This is a genomic window from Serratia proteamaculans (assembly GCF_004684015.1).
Taxonomy (GTDB): Bacteria; Pseudomonadota; Gammaproteobacteria; order Enterobacterales; family Enterobacteriaceae; genus Serratia; species Serratia proteamaculans_F.
The window spans coordinates 116,001-130,839 of sequence record NZ_SRIA01000001.1 but is presented as its reverse complement, the minus strand read 5'-3'; the positions used below and the strand labels follow the sequence as shown (position 1 = coordinate 130,839).

13 protein-coding genes and 1 tRNA gene are annotated in these 14,839 nt (G+C 55.2%); 3 read left to right on the top strand and 11 right to left on the bottom strand.

Annotation, left to right across the window (positions count from 1 at the left end; genetic code table 11):
• The first annotated feature begins 37 nt into the window (after positions 1–37).
• On the top strand, positions 38–787 hold the full coding sequence (locus E5C26_RS00610) for an NAD-dependent epimerase/dehydratase family protein (RefSeq protein ID WP_135314633.1): 750 nt from the start codon (positions 38–40) through the stop codon (positions 785–787).
• Here the strand turns inward: E5C26_RS00610 and E5C26_RS00605 are convergent.
• A complete protein-coding gene (locus E5C26_RS00605; RefSeq protein WP_135314632.1) occupies positions 784–2,232 on the bottom strand; it encodes an alpha/beta hydrolase in 1,449 nt (482 codons plus the stop codon). The two genes, E5C26_RS00610 and E5C26_RS00605, sit on opposite strands and share 4 nt — an antisense overlap.
• 104 nt (positions 2,233–2,336) lie before the next feature.
• On the bottom strand, positions 2,337–2,573 hold the full coding sequence (locus tag E5C26_RS00600) for a DUF4282 domain-containing protein (RefSeq protein WP_012004591.1): 237 nt from the start codon (positions 2,571–2,573) through the stop codon (positions 2,337–2,339).
• Between the two features lie 145 nt (positions 2,574–2,718).
• On the opposite strand from E5C26_RS00600, the gene E5C26_RS00595 reads away from it, so the two are divergent.
• On the top strand, positions 2,719–3,306 hold the full coding sequence (locus E5C26_RS00595) for a histidine phosphatase family protein (RefSeq protein WP_135314631.1): 588 nt from the start codon (positions 2,719–2,721) through the stop codon (positions 3,304–3,306).
• Positions 3,307–3,877: 571 nt separating this feature from the next.
• Here E5C26_RS00595 and E5C26_RS00590 read toward each other — a convergent pair.
• The 5 genes from E5C26_RS00590 to E5C26_RS00575 form a co-directional block, all read right to left on the bottom strand.
• A complete protein-coding gene (locus E5C26_RS00590) occupies positions 3,878–5,014 on the bottom strand; it encodes an HlyD family secretion protein (protein WP_135314630.1) in 1,137 nt (378 codons plus the stop codon).
• A gap of 5 nt (positions 5,015–5,019) precedes the next feature.
• A complete protein-coding gene (locus tag E5C26_RS00585) occupies positions 5,020–5,343 on the bottom strand; it encodes a DUF3302 domain-containing protein (protein ID WP_135314629.1) in 324 nt (107 codons plus the stop codon).
• Between the two features lie 186 nt (positions 5,344–5,529).
• A tRNA-Sec gene (locus E5C26_RS24585) sits at positions 5,530–5,624 on the bottom strand.
• Positions 5,625–5,724: 100 nt separating this feature from the next.
• Positions 5,725–7,071 carry an esterase-like activity of phytase family protein gene (locus E5C26_RS00580; RefSeq protein WP_135314628.1) on the bottom strand — a complete coding sequence of 449 codons (1,347 nt, stop codon included), beginning with the start codon at positions 7,069–7,071 and terminating at the stop codon, positions 5,725–5,727.
• 76 nt (positions 7,072–7,147) lie between these two features.
• Positions 7,148–8,347 carry a CynX/NimT family MFS transporter gene (locus tag E5C26_RS00575; protein WP_135314627.1) on the bottom strand — a complete coding sequence of 400 codons (1,200 nt, stop codon included), beginning with the start codon at positions 8,345–8,347 and terminating at the stop codon, positions 7,148–7,150.
• 126 nt (positions 8,348–8,473) lie between these two features.
• On the opposite strand from E5C26_RS00575, the gene E5C26_RS00570 reads away from it, so the two are divergent.
• The gene (locus tag E5C26_RS00570) at positions 8,474–9,328 is read left to right on the top strand and encodes a LysR family transcriptional regulator (RefSeq protein WP_135314626.1); all 855 of its coding nucleotides are present in this window, start codon (positions 8,474–8,476) and stop codon (positions 9,326–9,328) included.
• A 53-nt stretch (positions 9,329–9,381) separates the two neighbouring features.
• On the opposite strand, the gene xylR is transcribed toward E5C26_RS00570, so the two are convergent.
• The 4 genes from xylR to xylF all read right to left on the bottom strand — a co-directional run bounded on the left by xylR (position 9,382) and on the right by xylF (position 14,484).
• Positions 9,382–10,560: a D-xylose utilization transcriptional activator XylR gene (xylR, locus tag E5C26_RS00565; RefSeq protein ID WP_135314625.1), complete on the bottom strand. Its 1,179-nt coding sequence runs from the start codon at positions 10,558–10,560 to the stop codon at positions 9,382–9,384.
• 196 nt (positions 10,561–10,756) lie between these two features.
• Positions 10,757–11,941, bottom strand: coding sequence for a xylose ABC transporter permease XylH (gene xylH, locus E5C26_RS00560; RefSeq protein WP_135314624.1), 1,185 nt, complete (start codon positions 11,939–11,941; stop codon positions 10,757–10,759).
• Positions 11,919–13,460, bottom strand: coding sequence for a xylose ABC transporter ATP-binding protein (locus E5C26_RS00555; RefSeq protein WP_135314623.1), 1,542 nt, complete (start codon positions 13,458–13,460; stop codon positions 11,919–11,921). The genes xylH and E5C26_RS00555 overlap by 23 nt, the downstream gene beginning before the upstream one ends.
• A 28-nt stretch (positions 13,461–13,488) precedes the next feature.
• A complete protein-coding gene (gene xylF, locus E5C26_RS00550) occupies positions 13,489–14,484 on the bottom strand; it encodes a D-xylose ABC transporter substrate-binding protein (protein WP_135314622.1) in 996 nt (331 codons plus the stop codon).
• Positions 14,485–14,839 lie beyond the last annotated feature (355 nt).

Sequence of the window (14,839 nt, the reverse complement as noted above, 5' to 3'; positions counted from 1 at the left end):
GTCTCCACAGAATGGACTTTAGGGACTGGTTGAGATCATGACTTTGCGCACTGAATTTGGACGAATTCTGATTACCGGCGCGGGCGGCCGGGTGGCGACGGCATTCCGTCAATCGGTGGGAAATCGCTATCAACTGCGGCTGGCGGAAAAAGACCTCGGGCTACTAACCAACCTGCAGCCGAATGATGAGATCGTCAGCTTCGACATTGCCGATATCGCCGCCTGCCGCGCGGCCTGCGCCGACATCGATACCGTGTTGCACCTGGCGGCCGATCCCTCCCCCGATGCGGACTTTTGCCACTCGCTGATGGATAACAATATCCTCGGCACCTTCAATATTTTCCGCGCGGCAAAAGACGCAGGCTGTAAGCGCGTGGTCTTCGCCAGCAGTGCGCAGGCGGTGGAAGGTTATGCGCTGGATTATCAGATTAGGCCACAGGACGCACCAAAACCGAAAAATATGTACGGCGTCAGCAAGGCGTTTGGCGAAGGCATCGCCGCCTACTTTGCCCATCAGGAAGGGCTTTCTGCGCTGTCGGTACGCATTGCCAATTTCACCACACTGGAAGCGGGTGAACAGCTCAGCGCCCGCGATATGAGCGCTTTTCTCAGCCACCGCGACGCCGCCGACCTGCTGGAGCGCTGTCTGCGCGTTGAAGGCGTGCACCATGCGGTGGTGCACGGCGTTTCCAATAACCGCTATAAGCGGCTGTCGCTGGAAGAAACCAGCCAACTGCTCGGGTACTACCCGCAGGACGACGCGTTCAGCATCCTCGGTTTCGACTAAAGTTTGCTATCAATGCGCTGTAGCAGGTAAGGGAAAAACGGGTTGGATGCAATGCGCATCAACGAATCAAGACTGACCACCAACACCGAGCTTTCTCCGCGTGCGGCAATAGTGCCGAGGCTAATGCCGAATTCATCACGCTGCGCCGGAAAACGACCATAGAGTGAATCACTGACCGGGAACGGCAACGCCACGTGAGACAGCGAATAAATATCCGCTGGATAAGTCATGCCCAGTGGCTGCTCGCTGGCCGTGGTTGCCCCGGCTGGCGTGACGCTGGCGATCGCCTCGCTGCTTTCCGGTGAGGCGTTGGCGATCACCGTGGTCTGGTAGTGGCGAGGAGACGGCGGCAGCAGTTGGCTGACTGCCGCCGCCGCATTTGGCCGCAGCAGTGGCCCGAAGTTGACCGTACGATTGACGTCAAACAACACCAGTTCGCTGCCGTTAACCGGCAATTCGTTATATAACGCACGGATCACCGCCCGGGTGCTGACCGTGGAGTCCATCACCGACTGGAAGGTCAGTATCGGCGCTAATTTATCCAGCTTGCCGTCACGCGCCGCACGGGCGATTTGCTGTTGCAGACCATTACTGAGCAGATAGGACTGACGCGCTCCGTTCACCGGGAACGAGTTGTATTTGAAAGGGTTAAATTCCGGCAACACCCCGAGCCAGGCGGCTTTGGCAAACGCCGGAAACACCGCAGGCCAACCGGCAATACCGGCGAAACGAGCAAAACTGGTCACGCCGATCATCGGTGAGATCAGCACCAGTCGTTGTGGTGTCGCCAATTGCGGATCGTCCAATGCATCCAGCGCGTACTTCATCGCCAGCGCACCGCCGTTGGAAAAGCCAACAATATGCAGCGGCTTATCGCCCCCGGCTTTGCTGCGCGCCTCGCGCACGGCTAAACGTGTCGCCGCCAACCAGTCTTGCCATTCAATATCGGTTAACGCCCCCGGCACCGTACCGTGCGCAGGCAGGCGAATACCTACTGCCACATACCCGTGCTGCCGATAATTTTCGGCAATGTGCCGCAGGCTGTAAGGGGAGTCGGTCAGGCCGTGCAACAGCACCACCGCACCACGCGGTTCGCCCTGTGGCAGCAGCTCATAGGAACGGTTCCAGTCGTGGGCGAAGTGCTCGGGATAGATCGGGCTGCCGTCAAAGTAGCGGTTGAGTGGAATACGTTCGCTGGCGGAGAGTTTGTCCGTGACGTTAGCCTTCACCTCATCAAACACCCGGCTCTCTGCGGCCAAATAGCCCTGCCAGTCGGCCTTGTCCAGCTCGGCGGCCGACAGCTCGTGCGGAACAAAGGTGTGCCAGGTTTCCAGCGCCGGACCGCTCTGAGTGTCGTAAATGCGCACCGCAAACAGCGTGAGCAGCACGGTAACAACCACTATCGTCAGCCGTTTGGTCCATTTGATTATCGCCCTGGAAGGCATGCTCACTCCTGATTTCACGGTTATCCCAGCTGCGATTATAGAAGTTAAATGCTCTCAGGGCAGGTAGCGTAATGCCGGGTGTTTTGCCCGGCATTTTTATCGCATTACGGCTTTTCGGAGATTTTGCGCAGGTATTCGTTATTTTTAAACGCAATAATGATCATTTCAAAGCAGACGCGAGTAAACACGCCACCGATGATGATTGCGAACAGACCACGGAAAAACTCACCGTAGAACATCGCCCCAATCCCACCAACAATAATGCTCAGCAGGCACAGCCAGTAGACACCGGTGATGATTTTCGGCGTCAGCATCGCATCAAAAAAGAAAATGTTTTTCATTGTAAATCCTTCCTTAGGCCAGTATTTAATTATCCCAGAGGCGCCGCATCGGAGCGGCAAGCCCTTTTTGTCACACCGGTAATGATAGCGAGTAACGCGACCAAAAGCGCATAGAAATCAGCAGGCCATTACATAAGGGTTGAGGATGTTTAACAAAGTAGCTCACAATTTACTCGGCGGTTTGGCGGCGTTGCTACTGTTCAGCCAAAGCGCACTGGCGCAGGAAACGCTGATCTTTATGCGGCATGGGGAAAAACCGGCCAACAACAGCGGGCAGTTAACCTGCAAGGGACTGAACCGAGCGCTGGCGCTACCGAACGTGCTGCTGAACCGCTATGGCAAACCAGACTTTATCTTTGCCGCCGGGCCAAAAGAGAATAAGACCGGCAGTTCACTGCGGGCGCTGTCGACCATCATGCCCACCGCCGTACGCGCAGGGTTGCCGATCGGCATTCAGTTCCACGCCGATGACATCGACGGGTTGCAACAGGAACTGCTGAGCGATAAATACCAAAACTCACGCATTTTTATCGCCTGGGAGCACAAGAATCTCGATAAGGTGGTCAAGAACATCGTAGCCGCACGCGGGGGCGACGCCGATTCAGTGCCAAAATGGCCGGGCAGCGACTTCGACAGCATTTTCGTGGTCACGCTGGATCAAGACAAGGTTTCTTTTAGGCAGGAAAGCGAGGGTTTAACCGCATTGGCGGAGACCTGCCCTTCGGGGGGGTAATGCCAAACGGCCTTTGGCTGGTTCTGACAAGACGATAATCAGCAGCCCCGTGGATTTGCTATCGGGGGCTTAATCAATATAACAACTCTCCATTTCAAAATAATAAACAACTTGAATCATTTAAAAAACATATTGAAATTAAATGTTATCACTCTAAAAATATAGATTTATTATATATTGAAACAACCTAGGGTGAAGAGCAGTTAAAATTAAATAACCAACACCTGAATTTACTAATAACAAGTTAATACTTTGTATTTGGCCTGCGGGATTGAATATATACAGGAACATGTAAATATCTTTCTTAGCGGGGCTAAGGGTAGCGCCGCACTGATTAAGGAAAGATCATCATGGCTAAATCCCCTATCGGCACCACAGCCTCTACCGGGCACAAATGCCCAGAAAGCGGCGTCTGGACAGTTGTAGGTACACCATCAACCACCGCTCCCATTGCCAAAGGCAATACCATGCCACCCTATAATAACCAGGCTGTCACCTGGCGATTAACGCAATATGCCTAAGTCGTAAGTTACTAAGCCGCCTCCTCAGGATGCGGCTTTATCATAGATAACTAATGATCCAAATACAGATAGTGCATCCAGCTGGTCATGCGTAACAAGACCTTGCGCATGACCGCCACGTGGGTAAAGTGGTCGGAGTAAACCGCCACCTGCGAAAAAATCCCGTCAGGTAATTCGTCAATTTCGCGGTTGGGCGCCAGCTCAATTACTGCCAGCACACCGTCGCTGCTGGCGGCCACGCTCAGCGATTGTAGCGTCCCTTGCGCCTGGTAAGACCCGCCGGGAACTACCGGAAGAATTTTGATCAATTTACCGGGGAATACCTGGCCGGGAAATGCATCAAATACGACTTCGGCTTCGTCACCGGCCTTGAGGCGCAACAACGAATTTTGTCGGAACTGAGCAATGATTTGCCGTTTTTGCTCAGGGATAAACACCATCACCGGACGCAGCGGAATTGCCGCGGCATAGGTACCCGGGCGAATCAGCACTTGGGTCACGTAGCCGTCGCTGGGGGCACGGATCACGGTTTGATCAAGATTATATTTGGCCTCAGCCAACTGCGCCCTTAGGCTGACAATTTGGGACTGTTCCCCGTTAACCACGCTGTCTAGCTGACTTTTTATTTGTGCCTGCTCAGCCACTGAGCCTTTTACCAGCGCATCTTGCGCCAGATAGTTCTGCCGGGCGTTATCAATATCGCTTTCCGAAAATGGATTGACCTTGGCCTGACTGCCTCTGACATAGCGCTGGTAGTCTTTATATAACCGATCGCGTTCTGCGCTAACCCGAGAGGTATTGGCGATCGCTTCGTCGAGCTGCCCTTTAAGCACCTGAGTATTATTAATCGCGGTAACCAGGTCTGCCTCGAGCCTATTGACCCGAGCCTGGTAGCGAGCGGGATCTAATTTAAATAGCACTTCACCTTTTTTAATTAATACGTTTTGCTTATCTGTTACTTCGCTAACCACCCCTGTCACCTGTGGCGTAATAGGGATAGAGATAACCGCTTTTTGCGCCAGAAAAGTATAGGGATGGTTATAATTCATTAGCAGAATTAACGCCCCAATTAAAAATACGCCCCCCAATGCGGCCGTGGGTACGGTCCATTTATTGACCGGTATTTTGAAGATTTTAAATATAGACCAGGCAAAGGCGACATAAGTCAGGATAATAAGCAGGTCCATGGTGGCTACTCCGCAGGCGGCGTTTTATTATCAGCCAGTTTCATCTCCAGCTCCGCCACACGTTGCTGTAACTGTGCGAACGACGCCTCTTGACTTTGCATACCCCAACCACGCTCGGGGCGGTACAACGTGGCCCATATCCATAAAAACGGCCAGATCACGTGTAGAGTAAATAAACTCACCCAGCCCGCGACATGGATGGCATCGGCATGCGGATGGTTGCGTGCCTTGGCAATAAGATAGGGAATATCATGGAGAATAATGATCCCATAGAAAATAATAAGAAAAACCAGAATCAGTACACCCAACGCGAAGTAATTAAGAAACATAGCTGCCTCTAATTCACGAATCCAGTGTTCAATTATTAAAGATAGACCTGTTTTTAGCTTTTTGTGCTAAAACTGAATAAGTTTATTTCATAGGAAATTTATTATCGGATGTTTACTGGCATAGCAGTCGTTCTGCATTGATTTACTGTGGTTTATGGAATTTACGAAAACTATCAGGACAAGCTTTGGCGGAAGATCACAGGAGTCGAACCTGCCCAGGACCGCTGGCGGCCCCAACCGGATTTGAAGTCCGGCCGCCCCACCGGGGACGAGGATCTTCCTTCGGGAATCGGAAGCAAGGGGCTGATTATAGCGCAGTTTATCCCTGGCGCTAGCAGGGAATAACGGTAGCCCCCGACAATACGCCGGAGGCCGCTAATGTTAAGGCTTCAGCAAGTCCTTCACATCCAGCAGGATAAACTCGTTGTCATCCGCCACATTCGGCTGGCGGCTGGAGGAGAACGGGAAGTTATTATCGTTGCCGACGATGATATGGCTGCCATCCACCACGTCCACGTTTTCAATGGTGAAGAACGGGAAGGTCAGCACCCCGTTATTCAGCGGTTTGCGCGCCAGCTTGTTTGGGTCCTGAATGTTCATCAGATCTATATAAGCCAATTTATCGACCGGTTTGCCGACGTTATCGTCGGAAAAAGCGATTTTGTACACTCGCTTGAACTTAGCCACCTGGCTGAAGCAGTTATCGGTCGGTGCTCCCGCAGCGCAAGCTTTGTCCGCCGTGCCTTCGTTATTATCACGCTCGATCACCAGGCCGTGGGTGGCGTCAATCATGTTGAAATCACCGATGGCATTCTGGTTATCTTCCAACACATATTGCCAACTGCGACCGGTCCAGGCCTGCTGTTTCACGTCAAATTCCAGCACCCGCAAGTAGCGTTTACCGTCGATATTCTCGAATTTTTCACCGTCCCACAGCGCGCCTTCCAGCAACGGGTACAATTTGCTGCCGTCCGGTGACGCCGCCATGCCTTCAAAACCTTTGGAACGTGCTACCTGGAAGTTCTGTTTGCCGTCCGGTGCGCCCGGCAGGGTCAGCGTCGGGTTATCCGGCGACTTCACCACCTTGCCGTCGACCTTGGTATCGAACACTGCCAATACCTTACCGTTCAGATCGGCCTTAATCAGATAGGGGCCGAACTCATCGCCAATCCACAGGGCATTGCCGGCAAACTGGAAGCTTTCCGGGTCGAAATCGCTGCCGGTCAGGTAACGTTTATCGGTGCTTTCATTGATGATATGGAACGGCACTTTCTGATCGGGATCGTGCAGGAACACCGTTTTCAGTGGTGTCACAGTGCCGTTGTCAAAATCGATTTTGTAGTGATTGAGGTACAGCATGGCATCCGGTGAATTGGCCTTGCTGCCAAAACCGTTGTCGGTCAGCACCCAGTAGGTGCCGTCGGGCATATGTTTGATGCCGGAATGGCCCTGCAGCGGTTGCCCGTTGATCGGCAGGCCAATGCCGGTCATACGATCGGCAGATTTGCCCGCCACACTACCCAGTTCGGTGACACGTTTGCCGCTGGTGTATTTACCGCTTTGCTGCAAATCGCTGGGAGCATCCTGCGGTGCGGCAACGTTGGCTTTCACGGCCAGTAATGCGTGCCCTGCCAGGGTCGCCGGCACCGGTTGGGCTTCGGCCCACAGGTTAGAGCTCAGCGCCATACAGCCGGCCAACAGCGCCAGGCGGGTTTTGGTTATGTGCATGTCTTGGTTCCCTTTTTGTTGTTATCGCCCAGAGGTAAAAGCAACGTCACTATAGGGAACCGCAATGACAGTAATATTATTCGGCGAACGCCCGCCGGTAGCTGCGCGGATGGAAGCGCCAGGTGATGGCGATCAGCACCACCACCAGCAGCGCATGGATTTGCCAATCCAGTACAAAGCCGCCACTGTAATCGCGCAGCAGACCGGAAATATAGGGCGTGGTGCCCGCCAGCAGGAAACCGATACCCTGCATAAAAGCCACCAGTCGCCCCGCGGCCGCCGGGTGCGGAATATGGTCGAGCGCCAGCACCAGGCACAGCGGGAAGGCACCGCCCAGCCCCAGGCCGGAAACCAGTACCCACAACCACGGCAGCGTCTGCGGCAAATAAATCAGGCCGATAAAGCCGATCAGCTGCATGACTAATGCCAGCAATAATAACGGCCGACGATCTACCGATCGCGCCAGCGCTGGCAACAGCAGCGCCCCGACGACCTGCCCGAAGGTCATCAGCGCCAACAGCGCTCCGCTGGCCTGCGGCAGCCAGCCGAGCTGCATGTAATATGGCGGCAGCCAGGCAATCAGGCTGGTATAGCCGCCATTGATCAAACCAAAATAAGCGCCGAGCAACCAGGCACGACGGCTGAACCACAGGCTCGGCCCGCTGGAAGTCCCCGACGGCGTCAGGCGTGCCAGGCCACGGCTGACCGGCCACCAGGCGATTAACGCCACCAATGCTGGTACCGCCCACCAGGCCAATGCACTGTGCCAGTCGTGGCCGACACTCATCAGCCAGGGGGTGATCGCCGCCCCCAACCCGCCACCGCCCATCAGGGCCGCCGACCACAGCCCGGCCACCAGTGCCATCTGCTTGAGAAAGTGATGTTTGATAATGCCGGGCATCACCGCCTGGATCACCCCAATTCCCAGCCCACCCAACACTGCGCTCAGCAGCAATTGTGTGCTATCCGGAGCCAGCTCACGCCAGACGGCCCCCAGGCCAATCGCCAACAGGCTCAATACCACACTGGTACGTTCGCTGAACACACGGTTAATCGCCCCACCCGCCAGCGCCATCAACCCCATCATCAGCACCGGCAAGGTGGTCAACAGCGCCGCCCCGCCAAAACTCAGTCCGGTGGCCTGCCGCAATGTCGGCAACAACGGGCCGATCGAGGTCAACAGCGGCCGCATATTCAGGCCAATCAGCACCAGCGCCCACAGCAAGGGGTTGAACCAGCGGCGTAAGAAGGGGGGAGCAACAAATTGATTTAACACGGTCTATTCCTGAACTTCCGGGGTGAGGAGTGTGAGATCACAGAGTGACCGCCACAACGTTGCCTAACTCTAGGCTCCGCCGTTAGTATTGGGAAATTAAATAATAAAATAGCCAACAGTGGGAAAATGAATCGCTACCCGATGTTCAATCCGCAGTTATTGCTCAGCTTTGTCGCAGTGTGCGACAGCAACAGTTTCACTCGCGCCGCAGAGCGGGTGTTCTTGTCGCAGTCGACCGTCAGCCAACAGGTGCGCCGCTTGGAAGAAATGCTGGGCAAACCGCTGTTTGAACGTTCGTCCCATCAGGTATTGCTAACCGAGGAAGGCGTCAAACTGTTGAGCTATGCAAGACGCATCATCGCGCTGAATGAAGAGGCGCACGACGCCTTGACCGGCATCTGGCGTGACGGCGTACTGCGATTGGGAATGCCGGAGGATTTCGCTGCCCCCACCACCGAACTGTTGGCGGAATTCAGCCGTGCGCACCCGCATCTGCGGCTGGACGTCACCAGCGGACTGAGTGCCGACTTGCACAACGGCTACGCCCGTGAGGAGCTGGATCTGATCCTGGTGAAACAGCGCCGTAGCCAGCCACCGCGGGCCGCCCGGCCGGAACCGCTGCTGTGGCTGGACAGCCTGGCCTTCCCGGCAATAGAACAATCCCCGGTGCCGCTGGCGGTGTTCCCGCTCAATGGTTTGTACCGCGACGACCTGTGCCAGGCGCTGGATAACCTCGGCAAGCGCTGGCGTATTGGCTACAGCAGCGCCAGCCTGGCCGCACTCACCGCCGCGTCTGCCGCCGGGCTGGGCGTCACCCTGCTGCCAGCCAGTTGCCGCTTGCCCAGCCACCGGGTATTGGGCAGCGCCGAAGGTTTACCGCCAATCGACAACATTGAACTGGCGCTGTATTACCGCGACGGCGCCCCCGCCGCCACCCCGGCGCTGGCCGAACGGCTAAAGGCATTTTGTGGGTTGGTGTGAGGAAACCTGTAGCTTGATTAGCTACATATGTAGCCATAACGGCTACACCCGCCCTAATACCCCACCTCGCCATAACGCCCACGGTAGTCTTTGGGCGTCATGTCATAGCCTTTCTTGAACACCGAATAAAAATACTGCAGCGACGGGTAGCCACACATCTGCGAAATCTCGCTGATGGTCAACGAGGTTGCCGTCAACAAGTTGCGGGCGCGATCCAGCTTTTCCTGATGGATCACATGGTGGATAGTTTCGCCGGTCTCATCCCTGAAGCGTTTTTCCAGATTGGAACGCGACAGGCCGATCGCATCCAGCACCTGCTCAACCTTGATGCCCTTGCAGGCGTGATGACGGATGTAATGCATTGCCTGAATCACCGCCGGATCGCGCAGCGAGCGGAAATCGGTAGAACGGCGTTCAATTACCTTCACCGGCGGCACCAGAATGCGCTGCAACGGCAGTTCACGGCGATCGAGCAGTTGGTGCAGCAACTTGGCAGCACGGTACCCCATCTGGCGGGTGCCCTGCGCTACCGAAGACAGCGCCACCCGCGACAGGTAACGCGTCAGTTCTTCATTGTCGATGCCGATCACGCACAGCTTTTCCGGCACCGCGATGTCCAGATGTTCGCACACCTGCAGTAAATGGCGTGCCCGCGCATCGGTTACCGCGATGATGCCGGTTTGCTGCGGCAGGGTCTGCACCCAGTCCGCCAACCGGTTCTGCGCGTATTGCCAGTTATCCGGTGCGGTGGCCATACCCTGATACACCACGCCCTGATACTGCTCCAGCGCCACCCGCTGACGGAAAGCATGCTCACGTTCCTGCGCCCAACGCTTGCCGCCCTCGCTGGGTAAGCCGTAGAAGGCAAACCGATTGATGCCCTTTTCTTTCAGGTGGCTGAATGCCGCCTCCACCAATGCCTGATTGTCGGTGGCGATGTAGTGCACCGGCGGATAGTCCTCTTCGCGGTGATAAGAGCCGCCCACACCGACGATAGGCACCCTGACGTTGTGCAGCAGTTGCTCAATGGCGCCATCGTCGAAATCGGCGATCACCCCGTCGCCCAGCCAGTCCTTGATGTTGTCGATCCGGCAGCGAAAATCCTCTTCGATAAAGATGTCCCAATCGCACTGTGAAGCCTGTAAATACTCACCCACGCCCTCGACCACCTGGCGGTCGTACACTTTATTGGCGTTGAACAGCAAGGTAATGCGAAAGCGCTTTTCGAACATGGGCATCCCCGGTAACCCCCAGTGACTGTAGGGGGCGAATAAATTCGCCCCGATTAAGGCGGGCGCAGCATGCAGCGCCCCTACAATGTCTGGGGATAGGTGAGTGAGTCGCCTGGCTGCAACCTGAAAGCTACAGGGTATTATCTGCGAGAGCAGCAGACATCACCTCATAACTGTGAGCTCAGACGCTATTCTTTTATGCCCGGCGCTTGGTGGCAGAGTCCATCCATACCGCCAGCAGCAAAATGGCGCCCTTGACGATGTACTGCCAGAAGGTCGGCACGTCCAGCATGCTCATGCCGTTATCCAGCGACGCCATGATGAAGGCGCCCATCACCGCACCCGCCACGCTGCCGATACCCCCGGCCAGGCTGGTGCCGCCAATCACACAAGCGGCGATGGCGTCCAGCTCGGCGATGTTGCCCGCCGAAGGCGAACCGGCCCCCAGCCGCGAACTGAGGATCAGCCCGGCAATCGCCACCATCAGGCCATTGATGGCAAACACCGCCAGTTTGGTGCGCTCGACGTTGACGCCCGACAGCCGCGCAGCGTCAATATTGCCGCCGATGGCGTAGATCCGACGGCCAAAGGCGGTACGAGTGGCCATAAATATCCCCGCCAACATCAGTGCAGTGAGGATCAGCACCGGCGTCGGCACCCCACGGTAATCATTGAGCAAATAGATGGCCCCGAGCACCAGCAGCGCCAAAATACTTTGTCGGGTGACATCACCGCCTGCTGTCGCCACCGGCAAACCGAGCTGCGCACGCCGACTACGCCGCCGCCACTGCCAGGCGACAAACAGCATCAGCCCAACGGCGCCGATGCCAAAACCCAGACCGTTCGGCAAATAGCTCTGGCCAATTTGCGACATCGCACTGCTGGTCGGCGCAACGGTGGTGCCATTGGTGATGCCAATCAATATGCCGCGAAAGGCCAGCATCCCGGCCAGGGTAACGATAAACGACGGAACCTTGCGATAGGCGACCCACCAACCGTTCCAGGCCCCCAACAGCAGGCCGGCCAGCAGCGTCACCACGATGGTCAGCGGCAGCGGCCAACCCAGCCAAACGTCAAAAATCGCCGCCGCGCCGCCTAACAGCCCCATCATCGAACCGACTGACAAATCGATTTCTGCCGACACAATCACGAAAACCATGCCGACCGCCAAAATCCCGGTGATCGCCGTCTGGCGCAGCAGGTTGGAAATATTACGCGCGCTGAGATAGGCCCCTTCGGTGGTAAAGGTAAAGAACAGCATAATGACGACTATCGCCGCCAACATCACAAACACCTGCAAATTGATGGATTTCAGTTTCACTATGGGTTTTTTCTCCACCATTGCCGGCACAATCGCTTCAGACTGCGTGTTTTTCGACATCTGTTTCACTCCTCAATGCGGCTTCCATCACCTGTTCCTGGGTCAGACCCTGATTGATCAACGAAGCCTTGATTCGCCCCTGGTGCATCACCAAGACCCGATCGCTTAACCCCAGCACTTCCGGCAGCTCCGAAGACACTACGATCACCGAAATCCCCTGCTGCGCCAGTTGATTGATTAACTTATAGATTTCGTGTTTGGCACCGATATCGATACCACGCGTCGGCTCATCCAGAATGAGAATTTTCGGTTTCAGCAGCAGGCACTTGGCGAGGATCGCCTTCTGTTGGTTCCCCCCGCTCAACCGGGCAATCGCCAGTTCAGGCGAGGACGTTTTTACCTTTAGCTGGGCCAGCGACTGGCGAATGGTCGCCTGTTCCCTGGCATCATCAATCACCGTCAGCACGCCGCTAAAATCGCTCAGCGCCGCCAACGTCATATTGGCCCCCACCCCCATCACCGGCACGATGCCATCACGCTTGCGGTCTTCCGGTACCATGGCAATGCCATAGCGCATCGCCTGGCGGCAATTGTTGATAACGGCCGGTTGCCCATTAAGGCTAATGCTCCCCTGCCAGCGGCCAGGGTAGACGCCGAACAGACACTGCATGGTTTCGGTACGTCCGGAGCCGACCAGCCCGGCCACACCGAGGATCTCGCCGCGTCGCAGACTGAAGGAGACATCGTCCACCCGACGAACGTGGCGATTCACCGGGTGCCAGGCCGTCAGGTTTTCCACCTGCAGGACAACTTCACCGATATCATGCTGTTGCTGCGGATAGAGCTCGGTTAGTTCACGCCCGACCATCATGGCGATAATGTCGTCCTCGCTCATTTCCGCCGCCGGGCGCGTACCGATATGCTTGCCATCGCGGATCACGCAGATCAGATCCGAAATCGCCTTCACCTCATTCAATTTGTGCGAAATGTAAATGCAGGCGATGCCGTGATCGCGCAGATCCTCGATGATCGCCAGCAGCGTGGCGGTTTCACTTTCGGTCAGCGACGCCGTCGGCTCATCGAGCACCAGCAGCCGCACCTGCTTGTTCAGCGCCTTGGCGATTTCCACCAGCTGCTGCTGCCCCAGACCCAGTTCGCCGATGGGGGTGTTGGGATCCACCTCCAGCTTGACCTGCGCCAGCATCCGTCGGCAGCGCAGATACATGGCGTCATAATCCATTACGCCGTATCGACGCCACTCATTGCCGAGAAACATGTTTTCCAGCACCGTCATCTGTTTCACCAGTGCCAGTTCCTGATGAATGATGGCGATGCCTTTCTGCTCGGTATCGCGAATGTTTTTCGCCGCTAATAAATCATCAGAGAAATAAATATCGCCCTGATAACTGCCGTGCGGATATATACCGCACAGCACTTTCATCAGGGTGGATTTTCCCGAACCGTTTTCACCACACAGTGATAATACCTGGCCTGCCTCTAACTTCAGGCTGACATTATCTACCGCCTTGACCACACCAAACTGCATGGTGATATTTTTCATTTCTAATAGGCTGGGCATTATTCCCCCGTATTACCGGTTAGCGGAATTAATTAATCTCGGCTTTTTTATGGAAACCGTCGGCAACAATGGTGCTGTCGATATTCGATTTATCGACCGGAATAGGGGTTAATAACCAGGATGGCACGTCTTTGCTGCCGTTATTTAATGTGGCATTGGCCTTCGGCTGTTCACCCTTGCCCAGCTGCACTGCGATGCCCGCCGCCTCGTCGGCCAGCTTGCTGATTGGCTTATAGACCGTCATGGTCTGGGTGCCGGCGACAATACGCTTCACCGCCGCCAAATCGGCATCCTGACCGGAAATAGCCACCTTGCCCGCCAGGCCCTGTGCGGCCAGCGCCTGAATAGCACCACCGGCAGTGGCGTCGTTGGATGCCACAACCGCGTCAATCTTGTTATTGTTGGCTGTCAGCGCATTTTCCATGATTTTTAATGCGTTTTCCGGCAACCATCCGTCGACCCACTGATCGCCCACCACTTTGATTTTTCCACCGTCGATCAGCGGTTGCAGCACCTTCATCTGTCCCTGGCGGAACAGCTTGGCGTTGTTATCTACCGGCGAGCCGCCCATCAGGAAATAATTGCCCTGCGGCACCCGTTGCACCAGGCTTTGCGCCTGCAACTCCCCGACCTTTTCGTTATCAAAGGAGATGTAGAAATCGATATCGGCGTTATTGATCATGCGATCGTAAGCCAGCACCTTAATGCCTTCCCGCTTGGCCTCGCTGATGACGTTGCTCAACACCTTGCCGTTATAAGGAATAATCACCAGCACGTCGACGCCACGGTTGATCATGTTTTCAATCTGCGCCATCTGGGTTTCTTCATTGCCATTGGCCGACTGAACAAACACATCCGCCCCCAACGCTTTGGCTTTGCTGACGAAGATATCGCGGTCTTTTTGCCAGCGCTCCAGGCGCAGGTCGTCGATCGCCATGCCGATTTTGACTTCTTTGCTAAACGCCGGTTGGCTGGCCAGCGCCAGCAGCGCGCAGACCGAAAGGAACACAGGTTTGAATTTCATCTTATATACCTTTGTTATTTAACGGATAGATGGCAATAATTGAAACGGGCCGGTTACCCAGCTTAGAGCGGATTGTTATCGGTTATTTAATATTCAGCAATTACTGATTTTTACCGGCCAATTATGATTTTTGGTTTATTGTTGTTTTTATGATGGCGGTCATGCTTTCACGCTGAAAAACAGCAGGTCGACAAATAAAAATAAATTAAGCCTTTAATAAACTGCGGTTAATAGCCAATTATGAGATCTGCCGCACATTTAATAATTCTGTGAATTTAAGTGTGAAATAACGTAATTGAGCCGCCTGTCGCAAACTCCGAAGATAAAGCCATCCCGTAAACCGGGCATTGCTACC

Coding starts and splice junctions, on each gene's coding strand:
- E5C26_RS00610 (WP_135314633.1), top strand. CDS start 38: ATGACTTTGCGCACTGAATTTGGACGAATTCTGATTACCGGCGCGGGC.
- xylF (WP_135314622.1), bottom strand. CDS start 14,484: ATGAAATTCAAACCTGTGTTCCTTTCGGTCTGCGCGCTGCTGGCGCTG.
- E5C26_RS00555 (WP_135314623.1), bottom strand. CDS start 13,460: ATGCCCAGCCTATTAGAAATGAAAAATATCACCATGCAGTTTGGTGTG.
- E5C26_RS00600 (WP_012004591.1), bottom strand. CDS start 2,573: ATGAAAAACATTTTCTTTTTTGATGCGATGCTGACGCCGAAAATCATC.
- E5C26_RS00595 (WP_135314631.1), top strand. CDS start 2,719: ATGTTTAACAAAGTAGCTCACAATTTACTCGGCGGTTTGGCGGCGTTG.
- E5C26_RS00590 (WP_135314630.1), bottom strand. CDS start 5,014: ATGGACCTGCTTATTATCCTGACTTATGTCGCCTTTGCCTGGTCTATA.
- E5C26_RS00585 (WP_135314629.1), bottom strand. CDS start 5,343: ATGTTTCTTAATTACTTCGCGTTGGGTGTACTGATTCTGGTTTTTCTT.
- xylH (WP_135314624.1), bottom strand. CDS start 11,941: ATGTCGAAAAACACGCAGTCTGAAGCGATTGTGCCGGCAATGGTGGAG.
- E5C26_RS00580 (WP_135314628.1), bottom strand. CDS start 7,071: ATGCACATAACCAAAACCCGCCTGGCGCTGTTGGCCGGCTGTATGGCG.
- E5C26_RS00570 (WP_135314626.1), top strand. CDS start 8,474: ATGAATCGCTACCCGATGTTCAATCCGCAGTTATTGCTCAGCTTTGTC.
- E5C26_RS00605 (WP_135314632.1), bottom strand. CDS start 2,232: ATGCCTTCCAGGGCGATAATCAAATGGACCAAACGGCTGACGATAGTG.
- xylR (WP_135314625.1), bottom strand. CDS start 10,560: ATGTTCGAAAAGCGCTTTCGCATTACCTTGCTGTTCAACGCCAATAAA.